The sequence below is a fragment of the Clavibacter sp. A6099 genome (genome assembly GCF_021919125.1).
Classification (GTDB): Bacteria; Actinomycetota; Actinomycetes; order Actinomycetales; family Microbacteriaceae; genus Clavibacter; species Clavibacter seminis.
On the sequence record NZ_CP083439.1, the window covers coordinates 1,160,268 to 1,179,181 of the forward strand.

Consider the following 18,914-nt stretch of genomic DNA (forward strand, 5'->3'; position numbering starts at 1 on the left):
GTGTCCACGCTCAGCGATCTCGTGCATGCCCAGGGTCTGTCCTCCGACGCGGACGTCGAGTGGCTGCACCTCCTCGTCGGCGACTGGCAGCTCCTCGCGGACCTGGCGTTCGCGGACATCGTCCTGTGGGTCCCCACCGTGAGCGGAAGCTTCGTCGCTGTCGCGCACGCCCGGCCGTCGAGCTCGGCCACGCTGTTCTACCGAGACTTCGTCGGGCAGCCCATCAAGGCGGAGTGGCGCAAGCAGGTCACCGACGCGCACGAGACCGCCCGCATCATCGACTCGTCCGCGCCGGACTGGTACGAGGAGACGCCGACCCGCGTGCGGGCCGTGCCGGTGCTGCGTCGCCTGGCCCAGGGCAGCCCCGAGGTCACGGACACCCCCATCGCCGTGATCACGCGCCACACGAACCTCAGCGAGACGCGGACTCCGAGCCGCCAGGAGCTGACGTTCAACGAGTGCGCCAACGACCTCTTCGCGATGATCGCCGATGGCGACTTCCCTGACCTCGGCTCGCCGACGGGTCCCCGGCGCGGGGCGCCTCGGGCGTCCGACGGCCTGCTGCGCCTCGACGTGGACGGCATCACGACCTTCGCGAGCCCCAACGCCCTCAGCGCGTTCAACCGCATGGGCTTCTCCGAGGAGCTGGAGGGGGAGTCGCTCGCGGACGCCACGTCCAGCCTCCTCACCGGCAAGCGGCTGACCGTCGACGAGTCGCTTCCTCTGATCGTCGCCGGTCGGGCGCCGTGGCGGACCGACATCGAGTCGCGCGGCGTCACCGTGTCGCTCCGTGCGATCCCGATCCGCAGCCACGGCGAGCGGGTGGGCGCCGTCGTCCTCTGCCGCGACGTGACGGAGCTGCGCCACCAGGAGCGCGAGCTGATCACCAAGGACGCGACGATCCGCGAGATCCACCACCGGGTGAAGAACAACCTGCAGACGGTCGCGAGCCTGCTGCGGATCCAGGCCCGCCGGTCGCACACGGAGGAGGCGCGCGAGGCTCTGGGACATGCGCAGCGCCGGGTGGGCGCCATCGCCGTGGTGCACGACACGCTCAGCGAGGGGCTGAACCAGAACGTCGACTTCGACGCGGTGTTCGACCGCGTCCTGCTGCTCATCGCCGAGGTCGCCTCAGCGCACAACACGCGGGTGCATCCGAAGATCGTGGGCAGCTTCGGCGTTCTGCCGAGCGCGTACGCGACGCCGCTCGCCCTCGCGCTCACCGAGCTCGTGACCAACGCGGTCGAGCACGGCCTGGCCGGGCGCTCGGGCGAGGTGACCATCGAGGCAGCGCGCACCGAGGAGACGCTCACGGTCAGCGTCCGCGACGACGGCGTGGGGCTGCCCGAGGGCAAGGTCGGGACGGGGCTCGGGACGCAGATCGTGCGGACGCTCATCCAGGGCGAGCTGGGCGGAACGATCGACTGGCACACGCTCATGGGCAGCGGCACCGAGGTGACCATCGAGGTGCCGTTGCGCTGGCTCTCGCCCGTCACGGCGTCCTGAGCCGGGCCCCCGCCTGTCGGCCCGTCCGGGACGACGAGAGCCGGGCTGCCCGTGGGCTGCCCGGCTCTCGTCGGTGGTGCGTGGTGGGTGCGTCAGCTGGCGCGGCGGGCGCGCGCGGCGCGGCGCTTGAGGGCGCGACGCTCGTCCTCGCTGAGGCCACCCCAGACGCCCGAGTCCTGGCCGGTCTCGAGGGCGTACTGCAGGCACATCTCGGTGACGGAGCAGCGGCCGCACACGGCCTTGGCCTTGTCGATCTGGTCGACGGCGGGTCCGGTGTTCCCCACGGGGAAGAACAGCTCGGGGTCCACAGTCAGGCAGGCTGCCTTGTCACGCCAGTCCATAGGGATGCTCCTCGGGTCGGTACTCGTTGCACGGCAGATCTGCCGCGGGATGGGGGTGGGGCGAGGCGTCCGGGAACCGCATCGGGACGAGGCACGCGGCCCCTCCTCGTGAGATGCTCAGCTTCAGGGATTCGCCCCTTGTAAGCTCGGTTCCGGATCTGCTCACCACCCTGTGAACGAACTCGACCTCGAATATCGTCGCATAGAGCCAACGATCAATCAATAGCTTTGTATGGGAACGTGCTGTGACCGGAACCGGTGATGCCCTGGATCCGCGCCAGGACGCGGATGCGCCCCGTCGATCTCCCGCCGTGCTCCTGCTGGTGGCGCTCGTCGCGCTCGAGGCGCTGGGCATGGCCGGCGTCACGGCCCTCCTCGTCGTCGACCTGCTCACCTCGACGCCGTCGTCCGTGGCCAGCGCCGTCGCGCTCATCGCCCTCGCCGCGCTCGCTGCCGTGTTCCTGGCGGCCGTCGTTCGAGGGATCCTGCGGGGTCGGAGCTGGGTCCGGCCGGCGGCCGTCACCTGGCAGGTGCTGCAGATCGCCGTCGGCGCAGGCAGCCTGCAAGGCGCCGACGCGCGTCAGGATCTCGGGTGGGGCCTCATCGTGCCGTCCGTGCTCGTGTTCGTGCTGCTGTTCACGAGGTCCGTGCTCCTCGCCACGCGCCGACGCGACTGAGTCGACGCGTCCCGCCCAGGCGCCCGCGCGTCAGGCGTCGACGCCGAGCTTCTTCCGCAGCGACGCGACGTGCCCCGTCGCCTTGACGTTGTAGAGCGGGAGGGCGACGCGTCCCTCGCCGTCCACGACGACCGTGGAGCGGATCACGCCGGTGACCTTCTTGCCGTACAACGACTTCTCGCCGTACGCGGCGTAGGCGCGGTGGACCTCGAGGTCGGGGTCCGACAGGAGGGTGAAGCCGAGGCCCTGCTCCTCGCGGAACCGGGCGAGGTCCTCCTGGGGGTCCTTGGAGATGCCTAGGACGCGGTAGCCGGCACCCTGGAGGGAGTCCATGCTGTCGCGGAAGTCGCATGCTTGCGTGGTGCACCCGGGGGTCCCCGCCGCGGGATAGAAGTACACGATGACGTCCTGGCCGCGGAGGTCCGAGAGGGTGACGGGCGTGCCGTCCTGGTCGGGGAGGGTGAAGTCGGGGGCGGGCTGCCCCTTCTCGAGGCGGGCGGTCTCGGTCATGGGGGAGCCTCTCGTTCGCGGGTGTCGACGTCCATGCTAGGGCCGTGCGCGCGGGGCCCGATCAGGCGCTCCACGGGGCCGATTGGCGTCCGCCGCGCACGTGGTGCTAGTGTCATCTCTCGGTCCGGTACCCCGCACGACAGGGTCCTCACCTGCACCTCTAGCTCAATTGGCAGAGCAACTGACTCTTAATCAGTGGGTTCTCGGTTCAAGTCCGAGGGGGTGCACCACACGCTCCGCGTCGGAGCAGCTCGACACCGCTCCACGTGCATCACGTGCGTCCGTGGGCTCGAGAGAACCGTGAGAGAATACCGGTCGGACCATCACCGCGGACGCCCCTAGCGGAGCACCGCGGCGGCCGGTGATCTCGGTGCACCGGCCACGCACCACGGTCACGCCCATGGCGTGCGCCGAGGCGCGGGACGTCGGCGCCCACGCGGCTGTGCATGCGCGTGCGCGACATCTCCGGCACACATCTCGAGGTATCGAAGGACAGCACTGCATGATTTTCGAAGTAGGGGAGACCGTCGTGTACCCCCACCACGGCGCCGCCACGATCACCGCGGTCAAGACCCGCACCATCAAGGGGGTTGACAAGAAGTACATCACCCTCCAGATCCACCAGAGCGAGCTGGTCATCGACGTGCCCGTCGACAACGCCGAGCTCGTCGGGCTGCGCGACGTCATCGACAGCTCCGGCGTGGAGGCCGTGTTCGACGTGCTCCGCGGCGACGTCGAGGAGGAGGCCGGCAACTGGTCGCGTCGCTTCAAGGCCAACACCGAGAAGATGGGCTCCGGCGACGTGCGCCGTGTCAGCGAGGTCGTCCGCGACCTGTGGCGCCGCGACCAGGACTCCGGCGTCTCGGCCGGCGAGAAGCGCATGCTCGCTAAGGCCCGCCAGATCCTCGTCTCGGAGCTCGCGCTCGCGCAGAAGTCCACCGACGAGGAGGCGTCCGTCGTCCTCGACGGCGTCCTGGCGCAGAGCATCTCCGCCTGACCCCTCCCGCCGCGCTCCGCGGAGCGCAGCACCGCCGACGGGCGGTCCCTCGACGACGGGGGACCGCCCGTCGGCGCATCCGGGCACCCGTCGATCGGCGTGCCGACCGGCGTAGGGTGCGATCATGCGCGATCACCCGGAACGACCCGACCACGACGGACCCCTCGAGCAGAACCCCCTCCAGCCCGCGCGCGGCGGGCTGCGGATCTGGATCTACGTGATCGCCGCCGCCATCGTCATCGCCGTCATCGCGTTCGCGCTCGTGCGCCTGGCGACCGCCGGGCAGAACACGCCGGGACCCTCCTCGCTGGGCACCGTCATCCACCTGGCCGAGGCGGCGCGCGCGCTGATCTGAGCCGGTTCCGTCCGGGGACGGGTGGAACTCGCCCGAAGCCTCCTCCCCGCGTCGTCCTCGTCGTCCCCGCCCACGGTCCCGCCGACGGCGTGGTGGCAGCCGTGCTCCTCGTGTACCCATGTCCCGGGACGGGGGCGACATGGGCGATCGAGGGCGGCGGGGCGATGGCGCGGCGCGAGCTGCTGGGCGGCGCATGCCCGTCCGGCTCCTGCAGGACAGACGACAGGCGGTGCGCGCGCTCCTCGCCACCGCGGCCGCCGTCATCGTGCTCGCCGCTGTGGTCGTGGGGGTGCGCGAGGCGGCCTTCGGACCTGACTCGGGAGTCGGGCATCTCAGCGCGGAGGTCCCTGACGGCGCCGTGGTGCGCGCGCTCGTCGGCGCAGGGCTCGTGCGGGACGGTCGCATCGACGTGGCGGCCGCGCGAGGGATGGCCGACGCCGTCCGCGCGGACGGGCGCGAGCGGCACCCGCGCTACGACCGCGACGCCTTCGGCCCGGCCTGGGCGGACACCGACGGGAACGGCTGCGACCAGCGCGACGACGTGCTCGTCCGGGATCTCGCCCGCGTGGCCTTCGCGCCGTCCGACCCGGGCTGCACGGTGGTCGCAGGGCACCTCGACGACGTGTACACGGGGCACGGGATCGACTTCGCGCGCGGTCCGCGCACGAGCGCGGCCGTGCAGATCGACCACCTCGTGCCGCTGTCCTGGGCGTGGCAGCACGGGGCGTGGTCGTGGTCCGACGAGCGACGCGAGCGCCTGGCGACGGACTTCGACGAGCTGCAGGCGGTGGACGGCCCCACCAACCAGGACAAGTCGGACCAGGGGCCGGGGACGTGGCTGCCGCCGGACGCGGCCTACCGGTGCCTGTACGTCACCCGCTTCGCCTTCGTCGTGAGCAGGTACGGCATGTCGATCGACGACGCGGACCGGGACGCCATCGACCGCGTCCTCGGTGCCTGCTCGTGACGGGCCCCCGATCGGTCGGCGTCGGTGCGCGCGCGTACGCTCGGGTCGACGCGGCCGGGCGTCGGCGCGGGCGCGGGGCCCGGGGCCCGGCGAACCCGAGGGGATCCGCATGTGGAGCAAGCAGAGCGGCGATGCCACCGGCGCGATCAGCCCGGTGCCTGCGCATCCGCACGCCCACCCCGTGCGCGGTGCCTGGCTCGTCCGCGTCGGCGACGGGCCGGCCCTCGGCTGGGTGCTGCGCCACCGGGACGACCTCGCCGCGCCGTTCTCCTACGAGGTCTACGCGTGCGGTCTCGGCGCCGACGGGCTGCGGGTGTGGGTCCAGCGGCGGGACAGCCTGAACGCCGCGGTCGCGTGGGTCATGCAGCACGACGCCGAGCTGCTGGCCTTCGGGCGGCGGCTGGGGGCGGATCCGGGGCAACCCGCCACCGGGTCGGACGAGGACGCCGCCGCCCCCGGGCAGGGGGACGACGGCGTCGGGTCGGGCTGAGGGGCGCCGGTCAGCGCTTCCGCTGGTCGGCCGCGTCGCGCCCGGTCACGGGGAACGGGCCCGTGACGCCCTCGCGCACGCGCGCGATCTCGAGGATCCGGTCGCGCTGCAGGTACCAGCCCACGACCAGCAGCGGGATGATGATCACCAGCGACGCGACCGTGAGGGTGCCGATCGGCCAGTCGATCGCCATCAGCACGAGCACGCTGACGAGGAACGCGAGCGTGAGCCACGAGGTGACGGGCGCCCCCGGCAGGCGGAAGGTGGGCTCCTTCGCCTTGCCCTGCTTGGCCCAGGTGCGCAGCCGCATCTGGCACAGGATGATGGTCGCCCAGCCGGCCACGATTCCGAGCGCCGCGACGTTGAGCACGATCTCGAATGCCTGGTCGGGCACGACCGCGTTGAGGGCGACGCCGAGGAGCGTGATGGACCCGGTGAGGAGGATCCCGCCGAACGGCACCCCGCCCTTCGACATGACCGTCGTGAACTTCGGCGCGGACCCGTTCATGCCCATCGAGTGGAGCACGCGGCCCGTGCTGTAGAGGCCCGCGTTGAGGCTCGACATGGCGGCCGTGAGCACGACGAAGTTCATGACGGAACCGGCGATGGCACCCACCTCGGGCGACCCGAGGCTGGAGAAGAACGTGACGAACGGGCTCTGGTCGGCGCTGTACGCCGTGTAGGGGAGCAGGAGCGAGAGCAGCACGATGGACCCGACGTAGAAGATCGCGATGCGGAAGACCACCGAGTTGATGGCGCGGGGGATGACCTTCTCCACGTCCTGCGTCTCACCGCTGGCGGTGCCGACGAGCTCGATGGCTGCGTAGGCGAAGACGACGCCCTGCACGACGAGGACCACGGGGACGAGGCCCTGGGGGAAGACGCCGCCGTTCTGCTGGAGGACGGTCCACCCGGTCTGCACCTCGGCGCCGCCCACGGTGACGGGGAAGCTCCAGGCGAGCCAGACGATGCCGACGATGAGGAAGACCACGAGCGCGGCGACCTTGACCAGCGCGAACCAGAACTCCATCTCGCCGAAGACCTTGACGGCGACGAGGTTGAGAGCCAGGACGATGGCGAGGGCGATGAGGGCGAGCAGCCACTGCGGGGCCGCGGTGAACGCCGACCAGTAGTGCATGTAGAGCGCCACGGCCGTCACGTCGACGATGGCGGTGGTCGCCCAGTTGAGGAAATACATCCAGCCGGCCGCGTAGGCGAACTTCTCGCCGTAGAACTCGCGGGCGTAGGAGATGAAGGACCCGGAGCTCGGGCGGTGCAGCACCAGCTCGCCGAGGGCGCGGAGGATGAAGAAGGCGAAGACGCCGCAGATGAGGAAGACGATCGCGAGGGCGGGGCCCGCGGAGGCCAGCCGGCCGCCGGCTCCGAGGAAGAGCCCGGTGCCGATCGCGCCGCCGATGGCGATCATCTGGAGCTGACGGGGTTTCAACCCGTGCTGGTAGCCCTCCTGCTCGTGGCTGAAGTCCTGCGCCACGAAATCCGGATCGGGCGTGACGGTGCTGCGGTCGCTCTCGCTTCGTGTCATCCGAATACGGTAGTGCTCCGGGGCATTCGCCCTGACACCCGCGTCGATCGACTTCCGTGGGGCAGATCACCTGTGATAGGCGCCGAGGAGGCCCGCATGGCCCGCACGCACAGTCCCGCACGGCGGATCCGAGGGTGGGCGCCCGTCATCGCGGTGGCGGGGGCGCTCGCGCTCGCCGGGTGCACGACGGGATCCGGGCAGCCCGCCCCGCAGACCACGGCGCCCGACGCCGGAGCGTCCGCGGACGCGGGAGCGGGGGCCGCTCCCGGCGGCACCGCGAGCCCCGAGCCGACCGTGACGCGCGCCCCCGGCCCGCCGACCGAGGACGAGCTCGCCACCTGCTCCACGCTCGCGCAGGTGCTGCCCGACTCCACCAAGCTCGTCCAGGCGCTCGGCGACGGGAAGCAGGTGGATCCCACCCTCCTCGACCGCGTCAAGCAGGGCGACGCCGCCCTCGCCGGCATGGCGCCGGAGAACATGAAGCCGCTCGTGGCCTCCTTCTCGACGATCGTCGACGAGCTGGAGGCGCTGCGCTCGGGCGCCGACACGGACGGGGCGTCGCTCGACACCGGGCAGTACCTCCGCGCGACGAGCGCGTTCCTCGACTACTGCCTCGATGACGTCGGCTACGTGCCGCAGACCGCGGCTCCGACGCCAGCGCCCTGAGCCGCGCGCATCGCACCCGTGGACGGGCCGCGTCAGGTGCGGCGGGCGACCGCCTCGTCCGCCTCGATGTCCTCGCGCGCGTCCTCGCGGCGGTCGCGGCCGTCGCCGTCGTGCGTGACGAGGAGGTGCGGGGTGCGGTGGATCCGGTACGAGACGCGCAGGTGCCGGTGCAGCACGAGCCACGCGATCGCGATGAGGGCGGCGACGATGCCGCTGGCCGCGCCCACCATGACTGCCGCGCGCGGGCCCCACGTGTTCGCGACCCAGCCGACGATCGGCGCGCCGAGCGGGGTGCCGCCGACGAAGATCGCCATGTAGACGGCCATCACGCGGCCGCGCATGCGCGGCTCGACCGTCAGCTGCACGGTGCTGTTGGCGCTCGTCATGAGGGTCTGCGAGACGACGCCCACCAGCACCAGGGCCAGCGCGAAGAGCAGGTACGTCGGAGCGATCGCGGCCAGGCCGGTGGCGATGCCGAAGAGCGCGGCGCCGACGAACACCAGGCGGATGCGGGGCCGCTCGCGGCGGGCCGACAGCAGTGCGCCCGCGACGGATCCCACGGCGAGGCTCGAGGAGAGCAGGCCGAACTCGGTCGCCCCCTTGCCGAACTCGACGCTCGCCATGGTGGACGTGAAGATCGGGAAGTTGTAGCCGAACGCGCCGACGAGGAAGACGATCACGAGGATCACCATGATGTCGGGACGGCCGCCGATGTAGCGGAAGCCCTCGCGGAGCTGTCCGCGTGACCGGGCGACGCGCTCCGGGCGGCGGAGCTCGCCGACGCGGAGGCGCGTGAGCGCGAACAGCACGGCGATGAAGCTCACGGCGTTGAGGAGGAAGACCCATCCGGTGCCGACGCCCGCGATGAGCACGCCCGCGACGGCCGGGCCGATCATGCGCGCCGCGCTGAAGGACGCCGAGTTGAGCGCGACGGCGTTCGAGAGGTCGTCGTCGGAGACCAGCTCGGAGACGAAGGACTGGCGGGCGGGGGCGTCGAGCGCGGACGCGATGCCGAGCAGGAGCGCGAAGAGGTAGACGTGCCAGAGCTCCGCGCGGCCGGAGAGCACGATGAGGCCGAGGCCCAGGCCGAGGAGCGCCATGGTGCCCTGCGTGATCATGAGCACGCGGCGCTTGTCGTAGCGGTCGGCGATGAGGCCGGCGTAGGGGGAGAGCAGGAGCATGGGGCCGAACTGGAGGGCCATGACGATGCCGACCGCGGTCGCGTCGTAGCGGGTGAGCTCGGTGAGGACGATCCAGTCCTGGGCGGTGCGCTGCATCCACGTGCCGACGTTGGAGACGAGCGCCCCCGCGAACCAGATGCGGTAGTTCGGGGCGCGGAGGCTGCGGAAGACGGCGCTCACGACGCGGCCATGCGTCCGAGGAGGGCGGCGGCCTCGCCGAGCGTGGCGCGCTCGGCGGCCGTGAGCTCGTCGAGGCGGAGGGAGAGCCAGGCGTTGCGCTGCCGGCGGGTCTCCTGCACGACCCGGCGGCCGGCGTCGGTGACGGTGACCGTGACGCGGCGGCCGTCGTCGGGCGCGGGGGAGCGTTCGGCGTATCCCGACTCCACGAGGCAGTTGACCGTGCGGTTCATGCTCGGGGCGGTGACGCGCTCGATCTCGGCCAGGCGGCCGGGGCTCGTCGGCCCGTCGCGGAGGAGCAGGGCGAGCACGACGAACTGGCTGTCGCTCAGCTCGTGGTCGGCCTTCTCGGCCCGCAGGCGGCGGGCGAGGCGCATGACGCCGGCGCGCAGGCTCTGGCTGAGATCGGGGGCGTCGGGCATGTGCTTAGGCTAGCTCATTAGTCCTGCTAACTATGCGTCCGGGCGTGACGGGATCCTGCGAGCGCGCCGCGGACGGACATGCTCCGGGGCGCCGGTCGCCCGTCCGGGCAGGATGGGAGGACATCGCCGGCCGCGATGCGCCCGCGACGACGCGGGCACCGGCCGCGCGAACGGAGGAGGCACGGACATGACCCATCACGACGGCACGGCCGACGCGCACGACGGCGACGCGAAGCTCGGCGGCGACGGCACGATCCCCGCTGGTGCGACGGGCGTCGCGGCCGGCCACGACGGCGGGGACGACCACTTCGAGCCCGAGGAGGACACGCCGCACCACACGGACGAGGGCGGCGACGGCGCCTAGCCGCCTCGACCCGGCGCCCGCGGCCCGCGCGGGCACCGGGTCGTCCGCTCCACGGCCGACGACCCGGCCGGGCGCGCACCGGCATCCGCGTAGCCTGGATCCCCGTGGACATCGCGACCAACCCCCTCGACGGCACGCGCATCGCCTACCGGACCTTCGGCGTCCGGCCGGCAGACGTCCGGCCGGCAGACGTCCGGCCGGCTGACGCCCGGTCGGCTGACGGGGCTCCCCGCGACCCGGCGCACGCACCGGTCGTGCTCGTGCACGGCACCGCCCTCTCGCAGGCGATCTGGCGCGGCTTCGGCTGGGTGCGGGCGCTGTCGCCGGAGCGCGAGGTGATCACGCTGGACCTCCGCGGCCACGGTCGCAGCGACACTCCGCACGAGCCCGCCGCCTACGCGATGGACCTCATGGTCGCCGACGTCGTGGCCGTGCTCGACGCGGTCGGCGCGTCCGTCGTGCACCACGTGGGCTACAGCCTCGGCGCGCGGGTCGGCTTCTCGCTCGCGGCCGCGCACCCCGACCGCCTGCTCTCCACGTCGAGCCTCGGCGGATCCCCGCGCAGCGGCGTCGGGGTATTCGACCGCGTCTTCTTCCCCGGCTGCATCGACGCGTTGGAGGCGGGTGGCATGCCCGGCTTCCTCGACGCGTGGGAGCGGCACAGCGGACATCCGGTGGACTCCGCGACGCGCGGGGCGTTCCTCGCGGACGACGCGCGGGCGCTCGCCGCCTACATGCGCGAGTCGGAGCGGGACGCGGGCGTGCCCGACCAGGTCGTCGCCGGATCCTCGGTGCCGCTGCTGCTCGTCGCGGGCACGCGGGATCCCGAGCGGCTCCGCGCCGCGCACCACGTCAAGGCGCTCCGGCCGGAGGCGCCGCTCGTGGAGCTCGAGGGGGCCACGCACGCGGACACCCCGCGGCACCCCGGCGCGCTGCCGGCCGTGACCGCCTTCATCGACGCGCTCTGACGTACGGCCCCTGCGGACCGCCCGGCGTGGGCGTACCGGATCAGGTCGCGGTCGCCGACGCGCCCCGCGCCGCCTCCGCGTGCGCGAGCGCGGCGCTGCCGTCGCGGTGCGCGCGGTCGAGGTCGTCCGGATGCGCGGCCGCGGCGGCCTCCAGGGCGTCCGCCGCCCGGACGAGCGCGAGGTGCGACAGGGCCTGCGGCACGTTGCCCGCCTGGCGTCGCCCGACCGGGTCGTACTCCTCGGAGAGGAGCCCGACGTCGTTGCAGAGGGCGACGAGCCGGTCCATCAGCGCGCGGCCGTCGGCCTCGCGGCCGGACCTGGCGTACTGCTCGACCAGCCAGAACGAGCAGGCGAGGAACGGGTACTCGCCCGCGGGCAGGCCGTCGACGCCGGCACTCGTGTCATAGCGGAGCAGGAACCCCTCGTGCATCAGCGTCTTCTCCATCGCCTCGACGGTCGCGAGCATGCGCGGGTCGTCGTAGGCGCAGAAGCCGGCCTGGGCGAGGATCAGGAGCGAGGCGTCCACAGCGGTCGTGCCGTAGTGCTGGCGGAAGGCGCCGGTCTCGGGATCCACGCCCCTGTCGAGGATCTCGTCGCGCACCCGGTCGCGCAGGTCCTTCCACTGCTCCACCGGACCGTCGAGCCCATGCCGCTCGACGCCCTGCACCGCGCAGTCGAGGGCCGCCCAGATCATCGCCCGCGAGTGGGTGAAGTGCTGCTCGGCGCCGCGGATCTCCCAGATGCCGCTGTCCTGCCGCTCCCAGTTCTCCTCCACGAAGCCGATGAGCGCGCGCTGGAGCGGCCAGGAGAACTCGGTCTCGCCGACGCCCGCGTCCCGCGCGGCCTGCAGCGCGAGCATCACCTCGCCGATCACGTCCGCCTGGTACTGCTCGAACGCGCCGTTGCCGACGCGCACCGGGCCGGACCCCTGGTAGCCGGGCAGGCTCGGGAGGTCGCGCTCGGGGAGGTACCGCTCGCCGCTCAGGCCGTACATGATCTGCACGTCGCCCGGGTCTCCGGCGATCGCGCGGAGGAGCCAGGTGCGCCACTCGTCGGCCTCGTCGTCGAAGCCGTGCGCGAGCAGGACCTCGAGGGTCAGCGACGCGTCGCGCAGCCAGACGTAGCGGTAGTCCCAGTTCCGCGGGCCGCCGAACTGCTCGGGCAGGCTCGTGGTCGCGGCCGCGACGATGCCGCCGGTGTCCTCGTGGGTGAGAGCGCGCAGCACGAGGAGCGAGCGGCGCACCGCGGCCTGGTGCGGGCCGGAGTGCTCGATGGAGCTGGCCCACGACTCCCACCACTCGGTCGTGTGCTCGAGCGCGGCGTCCACGTCGAACGCGGGCGGCTCGCTGCGGTGCGACGGGTACCAGGTGAGCGTGAGGTCGACGGTCTCGCCCGCGGCCACGTCGAAGGCCACGCCGTGGTGGTGGTTCGTGGCGGTGAGCTCGGGACCGCGGACGACGACGGCGTCGGGGCCGGCCACCGCGACGAGGCGAGGGTCGCCGCCGTCGAGCTTGCGGATCCAGGGCAGCGCGGTCGCGTAGCCGAAGCGCAGGCGGAGGTCGCCCTGCATCCGCACGCTGCCGCTGATGCCGCGGACGCGCCGCACGACGTCGGCACGGCGGTTGCCCATGGACATGAAGTCGGTGACCTCGACGGCACCGTCGGGGGTCTCCCACCTCGTCCAGAGCACGAAGGTGTTGCCGAGGTAGGTGCGCTGGGAGACGGATGCGTCCGGGTGCGCGGGGGCGAGGCGCCAGGATCCGTGCTCGTCCGTGCCGAGGAGCGCCCCGAACATCGACGCGGAGTCGAACCGCGGCAGGCACAGCCAGTCGATGGAGCCGTCCCGCCCGACCAGCGCTCCCGTGTGGCAGTCCCCGATGAGTGCGTAGTCCTCGATGCGCATGGCCATGCGCCATGCTCCCACGGGCTGGCTGCGTTCCCGCCCGCGCCGCGTAGCCTGGCCGCATGCCCGCGACCTCCACGCTCCTCGTCCTCGGCGCCAGCGGCGACCTCTCCGCGCGCCTCCTCCTCCCCGGCCTCGGCGAGCTGCTCGCCCACCGCCCCGACCTCGACCTCCAGCTGGTCGGCGCGGGCACGGAGGACTGGGACGACGAGCGGTGGCGCGAGGTCGTCCGGACCTCGTTCGCCTCCCTCGGCGCGGAGGGCCCCGCGGTCGACCGCGTGCTCGCCGGCACGAGCTACCACGCCGCCGACGTCACCTCCCAGGCCGACCTCGAGCGCCTCTTCGCGGCCTGCGACGCGGCGCCCGCCGTCTACTTCGCGCTGCCGCCGGCCGTCACCGAGAGGGCGTGCGAGGCGATGACCGGCATGACGCTGCCCGAGGGCACGTCGCTGTCGCTCGAGAAGCCGTTCGGCACCGACCTCGCGAGCGCGCAGGCGCTCAACCGGCTGCTCGCCACGCTCGTGCCCGAGGAGCGCACGCATCGGGTGGACCACTTCCTCGGCCGATCGACCGTGCGGAACCTCCTCGGCCTCCGCTTCGCCAACCGGCTGCTCGAGCCCGTCTGGAACGCGCAGCACATCGCGAGCGTCGAGATCGTCTACGACGAGCAGCTCGCCCTCGAGGGCCGCGCCCGCTACTACGACGGCGCGGGTGCCCTGGCCGACATGATCCAGAGCCACCTGCTGCAGGTGATGGCCGTCTTCGCGATGGAGGCGCCCGCCACCACCGAGGCGCGGGACATCCGCGACCAGAAGGCGCTCGTGCTCCGCGCGACGCGGCCGTGGGGCGGGGATCCGGTGACGTCGTCGCGGCGGGCGCGCTACTCGGCGGGCGACGTCGAGGGCCGCGAGCTGCCGGCGTACGCCGACGAGGCGGGCGTGGACCCGGCGCGCGGCACGGAGACGCTGGCCGAGATGACCGTCGAGATCGCGAACTGGCGCTGGGCGGGGGTGCCGTTCCGGCTGCGCTCGGGCAAGGCGATGAAGGACCACCGGCGCGAGATCGTCGTGACCTTCCAGCCCGCGCCGCACGTGCCCACCGGGCTCCGCGGCGCGGACGAGCCCGACCGGATCCGCATCCTCATCGCCCCCGACGAGCTGCACCTGGAGCTCAACGTCAACGGCCCGGCCGACCCCGACGTCATCGACCGCGCCGAGCTCGTCACGGCCTTCGACCCGGGCGACCTGCCGCCGTACGGCCAGGTCATCGACGGGATCATCTCGGAGGACGAGGCGCTCTCGGTGCGCGGCGACACGGCCGAGGAGTGCTGGCGCATCGTCGAGCCGGTCGTCGCCGCGTGGCGCGCGGGCGAGGTGCCGCTCGAGGAGTACCCGGCCGGATCCGCGGGGCCGTGGGACGGGCCGCAGGTCGCGCCGAAGGGGTGACGCGCCAGGCCCGGGCGGTCGTCGTGGTCCGCTAGGCGCGCAGCACGGCGCGGAGCGTCGCGGGGACGCGGCGCGGGTCGCCGGCGAGCTCGGCGAGCGATCCCTCGAGCGGATCCTCGTCGAAGACCGCGAGCTCGCGCGCGACAGAGTCCCGACGCGCGGAGGCGGCGTCGCCCGCGGACGCGGCGCGCCCGTCGGATCCCGTGGCGCGCGCGTCCTCGAGCGGCAGGGAAGCCGCGGCGGGGGAGGCGCCGAGCGCGAGCGCGACGTCGCGGGCGATGTGCGCCGTCATGAGCTCGTCGAAGAAGCCGGCCGTCGTGTCGGGCGTGCGGCGGACGAGCGCCCACGCGCCGTCGGGGCCGAAGTGGTGCGCGAGCGCGGCCTGCACGATGAGGGCGAGCGGGCGGAGGTCCGGCTCGCGGTCGGCCTCGGGCGCGTCGACTTCGTCGGTGATCGCCGCGATGGCGGACGGCTCGTCGGGCACGGCCTTGTGCGCGGGCACGTGCGTCGGCCGCACGGGGCCGCCGTGGAGCCGGGCGGCGATCGCGGCCAGCTCGCCGGTGGCGGTGGAGACCACGGGCGCGGGCGGCGCGGTGACGGATCCCCGTCCGCCGGGCCTCTGCTCGGACGCGGCGGGCGCGGCCTCGGTCGGGACGGACTTGCCTCTGCGCCACCGGAACATGATCCACGGCCTCCCCGATCGCACCGCCGCGATCACGATCATCATCGTGGGCGACACGCCCGGGTTGACCCGCGACACGCCGGTGTTCCCGCGGTGGGGCGCGGGGTCGGCGCCCCCGTCCGCCCCTCGACGCGCGGCCAGCGGAGCGCGGAGCGCCTGCGAGACTGGACGCCCGGGACAGCGCGGTCCGCCCCACCACCTGGAGGATCCGTGGACCTGCCCGCCCTGCTCGCCGTACCCGCCGTCGCCGTGACCGTCACGCTGCTCGCCGCCGTGGCCGCCGCCCTGCTCGTCACCGCCGTCGTCGCCCTCGTCGTCCGCGTCGTCGCCCGCCGGCGGGAGTGGGCGGCGCAGCTCGTCACCCGCGCCCGCCGCCCCTTCCGCGTGCTGCTCGTGGTGGTCGCCGTCTGGATCGCGCTCCGCGCCTCGGTCGCGCCGGGCGAGGTGCGCGACGGGCTGGACCACCTGCTGCACGTGATCACGATCGTCGCCGCCGCCTGGCTGGTGTGCGCGCTCGCGATCTTCTTCGAGGACCTCGGGCTCAGCCGCTACCGTGTGGACGTCGCCGACAACCGGATAGCGCGCCGGGTGCGCACGCAGGTGCTGATCATCCGGCGGCTCACGGTGGTGGCGATCGTGGTGGTCGCGATCGGCGCGATCCTGCTCACGTTCCCGGGCGCCCGGGCCGCGGGCGCGAGCGTCCTCGCCTCCGCGGGGCTCGTGTCGATCGTCGCGGGCCTCGCCGCTCAGTCGACGCTCGCCAACGTCTTCGCCGGGATGCAGCTCGCCTTCAGCGACGCCATCCGGGTCGACGACGTCGTGATCGTCGAGACCGAGTGGGGCCGCGTGGAGGAGATCACGCTGACCTACGTGGTCGTGCACATCTGGGACGACCGGCGGATGGTGCTGCCGTCCACCTACTTCACGACCACGCCGTTCCAGAACTGGACCCGCACCAAGTCGGAGCTGCTCGGCGCGGTGGAGCTCGACCTCGACTGGCGCGCCACGCCCGCCAGCATGCGCGAGGAGCTCGACCGGGTGCTCGCGACGACCGACCTCTGGGACGGCCGCGTCTCCGTGCTGCAGGTGACGGACGCGGTCGGCGGCTACGTGCGGATCCGCGTGCTCGTCTCGGCCGTCGACGCGCCCACGCTGTTCGACCTGCGCTGCCTCGTGCGCGAGCGCCTCGTCGCGTTCCTGCACGAGCACAGCCCGCAGTCGCTGCCGCGCACGCGCGTCCAGATGGTGGATCCGCACGAGCGCGGCGACGCGCCCCGCGGGGGACGGCGCGCGGCCGAGGCCGAGCCGACGGGCCTGTTCTCGGGGACGGCGCAGGGCGATTCGCGCGCGAGCCGGTTCACCGGGCCGATCTCCACCGTGCCGGACGCCGAGCGCATCGACCTCGAGGTCGACGGCGACAGGTGGCGCACGCACGACTGACGCACGCGCACCCACGGGCGCATGACGAAGCGCACGCCCGGTGGGCGTGCGCGTCGCGCAGCGAGCGGCTAGTTGCCGATCTGCCCGTCGCGTGAGTCCTCGATGACGGTGCCGATGGCGATCGCCACCGTGATGCCCCAGCTGAGCCACATGAGGCCGAGCTTCCAGTCGCGCGGACCCCGACGGGTCGTCTGCATGGTGCTCCAGCCGCCGACGAGGGCGCTGAGGACGCTGCCGTTCAGGATGTACTTGCGCATGACACCTCCCAGTGTGCTTCCACGGTACCGGGATCCGCCGGCCGCGTCCGCCGCCCGGCCGCCGGCGGGCGCGCGGTCCCGGCCGCCGTCCCCTTTCCGCAGGCCGTGCGGACTCCCGGCGGGCGATGAGTACAGTGATCGCGGATCAGACAGGAGGCGCCCGTGCGCACAGCCCTCATCGGGGTGGTGCTCCTCGTCGTCGGCACCGTCGCCGTGGCCACCGGAGCCCTCCCGCTCGACGACCTCGGCGTCCTCTACGAGCGGGTCTGGCCGATCCTCCTCTTCGTGGTCGCGATCACCGTGGTCACCGAGCTGGCCAGCGAGGCGGGGCTCTTCACCTGGATCGCCGAGCGCGCCGCGGGCCTCGGCCGTGGCCGGACGTGGGCGCTCTGGCTCGCCACCGTCGTGCTCGCCTGCCTCTGCACGATCTTCCTGTCGCTCGACACGACCGCCGTGCTGCTCACGCCCGTGGTCGTCGTGCTCGCCCGCCACTGCGGCCTGCCGCCGCTCCCGTTCGCGCTCACGACCGTGTGGCTCGCGAACACCGCGTCGCTCCTGCTGCCCGTCTCCAACCTCACCAACCTGCTCGCGGAGCACGAGCTCGGCGGGCTGGGTCCGGCCGGGTTCGCGGCGCTCACGGTCGCCCCGGCGATCGTCGCCATCGCCGTGCCCGTGCTCGCGATCCTCGTGATCCACCGCAGGGACCTCTTCACGCGCTACGACGTCGGGCCCCCCACCGCGCCGTCCGACCGCGTGCTGCTCGTGGGCAGCGCCGTGGTGGTGGGGCTGCTCGTGCCGGCGCTCGTCTCGGGCGTCGAGGTGTGGATCCCCGCGCTCGCCGCGGCCGTCGTGCTCGCGATCCTCACGGCCGTCCGCCGCCCGCGCGTCCTCCGGCTCGGGCTGCTGCCGTGGCAGCTCGTGGTGTTCGCCTCGGGCCTCTTCATCGTGATGGAGGCCGCGCAGTCGCTCGGGCTCACCGCCGTCATGGCGGCGATCTCGGGTCAGGGCCAGGACGCGGGAGCGCTCTTCCGGCTCGCGGGCGTCGCGACGCTCAGCGCCAACGCCGTCGACAACCTGCCGGCGTACCTCGCGCTCGAGCCGGTCGCGGGATCCCCGGAGCGGCTGGTCGCGATCCTCGTGGGCGTCAACGCCGGCCCGCTCATCACGCCGTGGGCCTCGCTCGCGACCCTGCTCTGGCACGAGCGGCTCGTGAGCATGGGCGTGCACATCAAGTGGTCGCGCTACGTGCTGCTCGGCCTCGTGGTCGCGCCGCTCACTGTCGGCCTCGCGATGCTCGCCTTCGTCCTCACGCGCTGATCCCGCTTCCTCACCTGTCAGGCCGCTGGCAGTCTGACCGATCGTGCAGGGACTGACCGATCGGTCGACATAGGCTCTCCGCGTGACCCGATCCCCCCGCGCCTCCGCCGGCGACGAGCTCCGCACCATCGCCGCGGCGCGCTTCGCCCGCGACGGGTTCCAGGCGACCTCGCTGCAGCAGATCGCGGACGAGGCGGGCTACTCGAAGTCGAGCGTGCTCTACCACTTCGCCTCCAAGGAGGCGTTGCTCGACGCCCTCCTCGAGCCGACGATCGACGCGCTCGCCGAGGTCATCGACCGCGCCGACTCGATCCGCGGGGACGAGGACGCCAGGCGCCAGTTCGTCGAGCGCTTCATCGACTTCCTCCTGCTGCACCGGCACGAGGTGGCGCTGTTCATCACGCAGGGCCGCTCGCTCGGGCACCTCGCCGTCATCGAGCGGGCCAACGACCTCGTGCGCGCGCTCGGCGAGACCGCGGGCGCGCTCGACAGCACGCTCGACCAGCTGCGCTTCGGCGTGGCGCTCGGCGGTGCGGCGTACATCCTCGCCGCGAGCGACGACTGGTCCACCAACGAACCGCTGCCCGACGACGAGATCAGGGCTGCTCTCGTCGTGGTCGTGGGGGAGCTCCTCGCCCCCCTCGGCACCCGCTCCGCCTGATCACGCTCCGCCCCCGCACGACCCCACGCGCACGTCCCACGCGCA

General features: G+C 73.1%; 21 protein-coding genes and 1 tRNA gene. 14 read left to right on the plus strand and 8 right to left on the minus strand.

Translation table 11 applies throughout. The annotated features are described in order from the left end of the window. A complete protein-coding gene (locus tag KYT88_RS05485; RefSeq protein WP_043587780.1) occupies positions 1-1,506 on the plus strand; it encodes a sensor histidine kinase in 1,506 nt (501 codons plus the stop codon). Positions 1,507-1,598: 92 nt separating this feature from the next. Here KYT88_RS05485 and KYT88_RS05490 read toward each other — a convergent pair whose 3' ends face one another. Continuing rightward, a complete protein-coding gene (locus tag KYT88_RS05490; RefSeq protein WP_012037746.1) occupies positions 1,599-1,847 on the minus strand; it encodes a WhiB family transcriptional regulator in 249 nt (82 codons plus the stop codon). A gap of 245 nt (positions 1,848-2,092) precedes the next feature. On the opposite strand from KYT88_RS05490, the gene KYT88_RS05495 reads away from it, so the two are divergent. Beyond that, entirely contained in the window at positions 2,093-2,524 is a 432-nt protein-coding gene (locus KYT88_RS05495) for a hypothetical protein (protein ID WP_081840975.1), read from the plus strand. A gap of 30 nt (positions 2,525-2,554) precedes the next feature. On the opposite strand, the gene bcp is transcribed toward KYT88_RS05495, so the two are convergent. Continuing rightward, a complete protein-coding gene (bcp, locus tag KYT88_RS05500; protein ID WP_043587778.1) occupies positions 2,555-3,034 on the minus strand; it encodes a thioredoxin-dependent thiol peroxidase in 480 nt (159 codons plus the stop codon). A 154-nt stretch (positions 3,035-3,188) separates the two neighbouring features. On the opposite strand from bcp, the gene KYT88_RS05505 reads away from it, so the two are divergent. From KYT88_RS05505 to KYT88_RS05525, 5 genes are all read left to right on the plus strand, one after another. Further along, positions 3,189-3,264, plus strand: a tRNA-Lys gene (locus tag KYT88_RS05505). 272 nt (positions 3,265-3,536) lie between these two features. Further along, positions 3,537-4,031, plus strand: coding sequence for a CarD family transcriptional regulator (locus KYT88_RS05510; RefSeq protein WP_012298114.1), 495 nt, complete (start codon positions 3,537-3,539; stop codon positions 4,029-4,031). A 124-nt stretch (positions 4,032-4,155) separates the two neighbouring features. Further along, a complete protein-coding gene (locus KYT88_RS05515; protein WP_043587776.1) occupies positions 4,156-4,386 on the plus strand; it encodes a hypothetical protein in 231 nt (76 codons plus the stop codon). 193 nt (positions 4,387-4,579) lie between these two features. Further along, positions 4,580-5,353, plus strand: a complete 774-nt coding sequence (locus KYT88_RS05520) for an HNH endonuclease family protein (RefSeq protein WP_370644818.1) — start codon at positions 4,580-4,582, stop codon at positions 5,351-5,353. Between the two features lie 109 nt (positions 5,354-5,462). Then, positions 5,463-5,843, plus strand: coding sequence for a DUF3572 family protein (locus tag KYT88_RS05525; RefSeq protein WP_051629402.1), 381 nt, complete (start codon positions 5,463-5,465; stop codon positions 5,841-5,843). 10 nt (positions 5,844-5,853) lie between these two features. Here the strand turns inward: KYT88_RS05525 and KYT88_RS05530 are convergent, their stop codons facing one another. Further along, positions 5,854-7,386 (minus strand): amino acid permease, encoded by a 1,533-nt coding sequence (locus KYT88_RS05530; RefSeq protein WP_043587769.1) that lies wholly within the window; start codon positions 7,384-7,386, stop codon positions 5,854-5,856. 96 nt (positions 7,387-7,482) lie between these two features. On the opposite strand from KYT88_RS05530, the gene KYT88_RS05535 reads away from it, so the two are divergent. Next, the gene (locus KYT88_RS05535; protein WP_043587767.1) at positions 7,483-8,052 is read left to right on the plus strand and encodes a hypothetical protein; all 570 of its coding nucleotides are present in this window, start codon (positions 7,483-7,485) and stop codon (positions 8,050-8,052) included. Positions 8,053-8,084: 32 nt separating this feature from the next. On the opposite strand, the gene KYT88_RS05540 is transcribed toward KYT88_RS05535, so the two are convergent. Together KYT88_RS05540 and KYT88_RS05545 are read right to left on the minus strand one after the other, a co-directional pair. Further along, complete coding sequence (locus tag KYT88_RS05540) at positions 8,085-9,413, minus strand: MFS transporter (RefSeq protein WP_043587765.1); 1,329 nt, start codon at positions 9,411-9,413, stop codon at positions 8,085-8,087. Then, on the minus strand, positions 9,410-9,832 hold the full coding sequence (locus KYT88_RS05545) for a MarR family winged helix-turn-helix transcriptional regulator (protein ID WP_043587762.1): 423 nt from the start codon (positions 9,830-9,832) through the stop codon (positions 9,410-9,412). The genes KYT88_RS05540 and KYT88_RS05545 overlap by 4 nt, the downstream gene beginning before the upstream one ends. 187 nt (positions 9,833-10,019) lie before the next feature. Between KYT88_RS05545 and KYT88_RS05550 the strand changes: the two genes are divergently transcribed. Further along, positions 10,020-10,196: a hypothetical protein gene (locus tag KYT88_RS05550; protein WP_167332598.1), complete on the plus strand. Its 177-nt coding sequence runs from the start codon at positions 10,020-10,022 to the stop codon at positions 10,194-10,196. A gap of 104 nt (positions 10,197-10,300) precedes the next feature. Beyond that, the gene (locus KYT88_RS05555; RefSeq protein WP_043587761.1) at positions 10,301-11,164 is read left to right on the plus strand and encodes an alpha/beta fold hydrolase; all 864 of its coding nucleotides are present in this window, start codon (positions 10,301-10,303) and stop codon (positions 11,162-11,164) included. A gap of 40 nt (positions 11,165-11,204) precedes the next feature. Here KYT88_RS05555 and KYT88_RS05560 read toward each other — a convergent pair whose 3' ends face one another. After that, positions 11,205-13,073, minus strand: a complete 1,869-nt coding sequence (locus tag KYT88_RS05560; protein WP_043587759.1) for a glycoside hydrolase family 15 protein — start codon at positions 13,071-13,073, stop codon at positions 11,205-11,207. A 56-nt stretch (positions 13,074-13,129) separates the two neighbouring features. Between KYT88_RS05560 and KYT88_RS05565 the strand changes: the two genes are divergently transcribed. After that, positions 13,130-14,512 carry a glucose-6-phosphate dehydrogenase gene (locus tag KYT88_RS05565; RefSeq protein WP_043587756.1) on the plus strand — a complete coding sequence of 461 codons (1,383 nt, stop codon included), beginning with the start codon at positions 13,130-13,132 and terminating at the stop codon, positions 14,510-14,512. Between the two features lie 31 nt (positions 14,513-14,543). Here KYT88_RS05565 and KYT88_RS05570 read toward each other — a convergent pair whose 3' ends face one another. Then, on the minus strand, positions 14,544-15,272 hold the full coding sequence (locus tag KYT88_RS05570) for a hypothetical protein (protein WP_237583806.1): 729 nt from the start codon (positions 15,270-15,272) through the stop codon (positions 14,544-14,546). A 132-nt stretch (positions 15,273-15,404) separates the two neighbouring features. On the opposite strand from KYT88_RS05570, the gene KYT88_RS05575 reads away from it, so the two are divergent. Beyond that, entirely contained in the window at positions 15,405-16,634 is a 1,230-nt protein-coding gene (locus KYT88_RS05575; RefSeq protein WP_081840974.1) for a mechanosensitive ion channel family protein, read from the plus strand. Positions 16,635-16,702: 68 nt separating this feature from the next. Here the strand turns inward: KYT88_RS05575 and KYT88_RS05580 are convergent, their stop codons facing one another. After that, positions 16,703-16,891 (minus strand): hypothetical protein, encoded by a 189-nt coding sequence (locus tag KYT88_RS05580; RefSeq protein ID WP_043560687.1) that lies wholly within the window; start codon positions 16,889-16,891, stop codon positions 16,703-16,705. Between the two features lie 162 nt (positions 16,892-17,053). On the opposite strand from KYT88_RS05580, the gene KYT88_RS05585 reads away from it, so the two are divergent. Together KYT88_RS05585 and KYT88_RS05590 are read left to right on the plus strand one after the other, a co-directional pair. After that, entirely contained in the window at positions 17,054-18,208 is a 1,155-nt protein-coding gene (locus KYT88_RS05585; protein ID WP_043587753.1) for an SLC13 family permease, read from the plus strand. Between the two features lie 82 nt (positions 18,209-18,290). Further along, positions 18,291-18,869 (plus strand): TetR/AcrR family transcriptional regulator, encoded by a 579-nt coding sequence (locus KYT88_RS05590; RefSeq protein WP_043587752.1) that lies wholly within the window; start codon positions 18,291-18,293, stop codon positions 18,867-18,869. Positions 18,870-18,914 lie beyond the last annotated feature (45 nt).

What these genes read in the sequence shown, in the direction of transcription:
- KYT88_RS05525 (WP_051629402.1), top strand. Translation starts at nt 5,463, where the DNA reads ATGTGGAGCAAGCAGAGCGGCGATGCCACCGGCGCGATCAGCCCGGTG.
- KYT88_RS05535 (WP_043587767.1), top strand. Translation starts at nt 7,483, where the DNA reads ATGGCCCGCACGCACAGTCCCGCACGGCGGATCCGAGGGTGGGCGCCC.
- KYT88_RS05510 (WP_012298114.1), top strand. Translation starts at nt 3,537, where the DNA reads ATGATTTTCGAAGTAGGGGAGACCGTCGTGTACCCCCACCACGGCGCC.
- KYT88_RS05560 (WP_043587759.1), bottom strand. Translation starts at nt 13,073, where the DNA reads ATGGCCATGCGCATCGAGGACTACGCACTCATCGGGGACTGCCACACG.
- KYT88_RS05565 (WP_043587756.1), top strand. Translation starts at nt 13,130, where the DNA reads ATGCCCGCGACCTCCACGCTCCTCGTCCTCGGCGCCAGCGGCGACCTC.
- KYT88_RS05515 (WP_043587776.1), top strand. Translation starts at nt 4,156, where the DNA reads ATGCGCGATCACCCGGAACGACCCGACCACGACGGACCCCTCGAGCAG.
- KYT88_RS05520 (WP_370644818.1), top strand. Translation starts at nt 4,580, where the DNA reads ATGCCCGTCCGGCTCCTGCAGGACAGACGACAGGCGGTGCGCGCGCTC.
- KYT88_RS05490 (WP_012037746.1), bottom strand. Translation starts at nt 1,847, where the DNA reads ATGGACTGGCGTGACAAGGCAGCCTGCCTGACTGTGGACCCCGAGCTG.
- KYT88_RS05545 (WP_043587762.1), bottom strand. Translation starts at nt 9,832, where the DNA reads ATGCCCGACGCCCCCGATCTCAGCCAGAGCCTGCGCGCCGGCGTCATG.
- bcp (WP_043587778.1), bottom strand. Translation starts at nt 3,034, where the DNA reads ATGACCGAGACCGCCCGCCTCGAGAAGGGGCAGCCCGCCCCCGACTTC.
- KYT88_RS05530 (WP_043587769.1), bottom strand. Translation starts at nt 7,386, where the DNA reads ATGACACGAAGCGAGAGCGACCGCAGCACCGTCACGCCCGATCCGGAT.
- KYT88_RS05580 (WP_043560687.1), bottom strand. Translation starts at nt 16,891, where the DNA reads ATGCGCAAGTACATCCTGAACGGCAGCGTCCTCAGCGCCCTCGTCGGC.
- KYT88_RS05550 (WP_167332598.1), top strand. Translation starts at nt 10,020, where the DNA reads ATGACCCATCACGACGGCACGGCCGACGCGCACGACGGCGACGCGAAG.